At 67.2% G+C, this 3,532-nt stretch carries 2 protein-coding genes; both read left to right on the top strand.

Going from position 1 to position 3,532, the window contains the following annotated elements; genetic code table 11:
- Positions 1-2,073, top strand: a 2,073-nt coding sequence (locus tag ACWDSL_RS52540; RefSeq protein WP_450496771.1) for a KR domain-containing protein, incomplete at its 5' end; no start/stop codon positions are given.
- A partial coding sequence (locus ACWDSL_RS52545; protein ID WP_450496773.1) for a type I polyketide synthase occupies positions 2,070-3,532 on the top strand: 1,463 nt, incomplete at its 3' end. The genes ACWDSL_RS52540 and ACWDSL_RS52545, both read left to right, overlap by 4 nt.

The raw sequence follows: 3,532 nt of genomic DNA on the forward strand, positions 1-3,532 counted from the left end.
CCACAAACCCAACACCCCCAACACATCCCCCTCCCCACCTACCCCTTCCAACACCAACACCACTGGCTCCCCCACCCCACCAAAACCACCACAGCGGCCACAGCACGCAAAGACACCGCGGAACGCCGCAGTGATCTCGCGGACTGGTTCCACGTCCCGTCCTGGCAGCGCGTCGCGCTGCCCATCGGGCTGCCCGACGCCTCCCGCCAGTGGCTGGTGTTCGCCGACAGCCCAGGTGTCGGCGCCACGGTCTCGGCGCGGCTGCGGGACACCGGTGCCCGGGTGACCATGGTGTACGCGGGTGACTCCTGGGCTGCCCCAAAGTCGGGGCCATGGACCATCGACGCCCGCGAAGGTAGCGACTACGACCATCTGCTCTCCGCTCTGCGGGAGCGGTACGGCGCCGTACCCACATGCTTCGTCCATGCCTGGAGCGTCACGTCAGACGCCGAGGACACCGCTCACAGCGAAGAGGACACCCGACGGCTCGGCTTCGAGAGCCTGATACATCTGGCGCAGGCGCTCAGCCACGAGGAATCCGTCGAGTGCGTCCGGCTGTGGGTCCTCAGCAACGGGCTGCACAACGTCACGGGCGATGAGCGGCTTTCCCCGACGAAGGCCACGCTGCTCGGACCGTGCCGCGTACTGCCACGCGAAATGCCGGGCCTCAGCTGCCGCGCCGTCGATCTCGACTACGCCGGGCCCCCCGCACCGCACCAACTGGACCGGCTCATAAGCGAACTGGCCGCCGAACCCGGTCAGGACACCGAAGTAGTCGCCCACCGGGGAATCCACCGCTGGACCCAGCACTATCTGCCCCAGCGGTTTCCCAACCCGGCACGGCCGGCGGAGGCGCTGCGCCCCGGGGGTGTCTATCTCATCACGGGTGGCACCGGCGGCCTCGGCCTGGCCGTGGCCGGACACCTGGCCACCACCGGAACACGCCTCGCCCTGACCGCCCGTACGCCGTTACCCCCTGCCGAGGAGTGGGACGACTGGCTGGCCGCCCGCCCCACGGACACGCGCACCACCGATGCGGTCCGCCGACTGGTGCGGCTGCGCGACAACGGGGCCGAACTGCTCGTCGTGCAGGCCGATGCCGGTGATCCCAAAACAATGCGGGCCGCCGTGGAGCAGATCCGCGGCAAATGGGGCACCATCCATGGCGTCTTCCATACCGCCGGGCTGGCCGGCGGCGGACTGATCCAGCTGAAGGACCTGCGGGTCGCGGCCGAAGTCCTCCATCCCAAGGTGCGCGGGACCCTGGTCCTCGAGGAGGCGCTGTCCGGACTGGACCTGGACTTCCTGGTGCTGTTCGGCTCGAACGCCGCGAATATCGGCAGCGTCGGCCAGGTCGACTACTGCGCCGCGAACTGTTTTCTCGACGCCTTCGCGCAGGACCGTGGCAGACACCGCCGCGTGCTGACCGTCGACTGGGGCCCATGGCGTGGCATAGGCATGGCCGCCGACCGGGAAACTGCGAACGCGCTCGATCCATCCGGGAGCGCGGCAGACCGCGGCATGTCGGAGGAGGAAGGCTTACGCGCTCTGGACACGGTCCTCACGGGCGCGACCACTCCGCAGATCGTCGTCTCTCCCGTCGACCTCTCTCATCTGCTCGCCCAGACCTTCAGGCTGGAGCACGGCGGAGGCAACCCGATCCGAGAGGGCGCCAACGGCACCACTCCGCCGGGCCCCGATACAGCTCTCCCGGATCTGTCCGGGAACCTCACAAGAAACCGCAGTGACGCCGAGCGGGAAATCTGCGGCATCTGGGGTGAGCTACTGGGAGTCGAACAGGCCGGCGCTCACGACAACTTCTTTGAACTCGGCGGAAATTCCCTGATCGCGATTCAACTGATCAGCGTCATCAACAGCAGGCTGTCGGTAAAGCTCACGTTGGCGGATCTCTACGAGGCTCTGACGGTAGCCGGTCTGCTGGGTCTCCTTGAGGTATCCCATCAGCAGCATACGGACAGCGCGGACGCCGAAGGGCTCAAGGAACGCAGAAAGAAAATGCAGCGGCGACGTCAGCAGCAGGAACGGCGGCGTACAGCGAGGGGGAACGGATGAGTGACACGACCGAGACCTCCGCCGACGATCCGCAGGACGGAGTTGCGATCGTCGGAATGGCCGGGCGGTTTCCCGGTGCACGGAATCTGACGGAGTTCTGGACGAATCTGCGGGACGGCGTGGAGTCGATCGTGCCGCTGAGCGACGAGGAACTGCTCTCGGCCGGAGTCGCACCGGACGTGTTCAACCGGCCCGAGTATGTGAGAGCCGCACCGCGATTCGAGGGCATGGACCTGTTCGACGCGGAGTTCTTCGGCTACTCCGCGCACGAGGCGCGCGTCATGGACCCGCAGCACCGGCTGTTCCTGGAGACCGTGTGGGAGGCGCTGGAGCACGCAGGGTACGACGCGGCGCGCTACGACGGCAGCATCGGCGTCTACGCGGGAGCGGGTACGAGTTCGTACCTCGGCAACATCTTCAGCAATCTCGACGAGGGTGAGCGACTGCGCGGGGAGAACTACGGCATCGGATTCGAGCTCTCGTTCCTGGTCAGCAGGGTCTCGTACAAGCTGGATCTCAAGGGCCCCAGCATCCCCGTCCACACGGCCTGCTCGACCTCGCTCGTCGCCGTACACACCGCGTGCCAGGGTCTGCTCAACTACGAATGCGATATGGCGCTGTCCGGAGCGGTGTCCTACAAGGTGCCCCAGAACACGGGCTATCTCCACCAGGAGGGGTCGTTCCTCTCACCCGACGGTCATGTACGGCCATTCGACGCCGACGCCCGCGGGACCGTGTTCGGAAACGGGGTCGGGGTGGTGGTGCTCAAGCGGCTGGAGGACGCGCTGGCCGACGGCGACACCGTCCACGCCGTGATCAGGGGGTCGGCGGTCAACAACGACGGCGCCGTGAAGGCGAGCTTTACGGCTCCCAGTGTCGCGGGGCAGGCCCAAGTGATTACGGAGGCCCTGGCCGCGGCGGACCTCGACCCGGAGTCGATCGACTATGTCGAGGCCCACGGGACCGGCACATTGATCGGTGACTCGATCGAGGTGCAGGCGTTGTCGCGGGTGTTCGGGAACAACCCGCCCGCGTCCTGCGCCCTGGGCTCCATCAAGGGCAACATCGGCCACCTCGACGCGGCGGCCGGTATCGCGGGCCTCATCAAGACGGTCCTGGCCCTCACCCACGAAACCATTCCCCCCACCGTCAACCACCACCAGCCCAACCCCGATATCGATCTCGGTCACACGCCTTTCCGCATCCACAACCAGCCCACTTCCTGGAAGCACACGCCGACCCACATCCGCCGCGCGGGCATCAGCGCTTTCGGTTTCGGCGGCACCAATGCCCACCTCATCCTCGAAGAACCACCCACACCACCCGACCGCTCCGCCGAGACCACCGCCGACACGGACACCGAGCACCTCCTCGTCCTGTCCGCCCGCACCCCTCAAGCCCTCGACGCCGCCACCGACCGACTCGCCCACCACCTCCGCACCCACCAGCCCGACCTGAC

This window comes from Streptomyces sp. NPDC000941, from assembly GCF_053599555.1.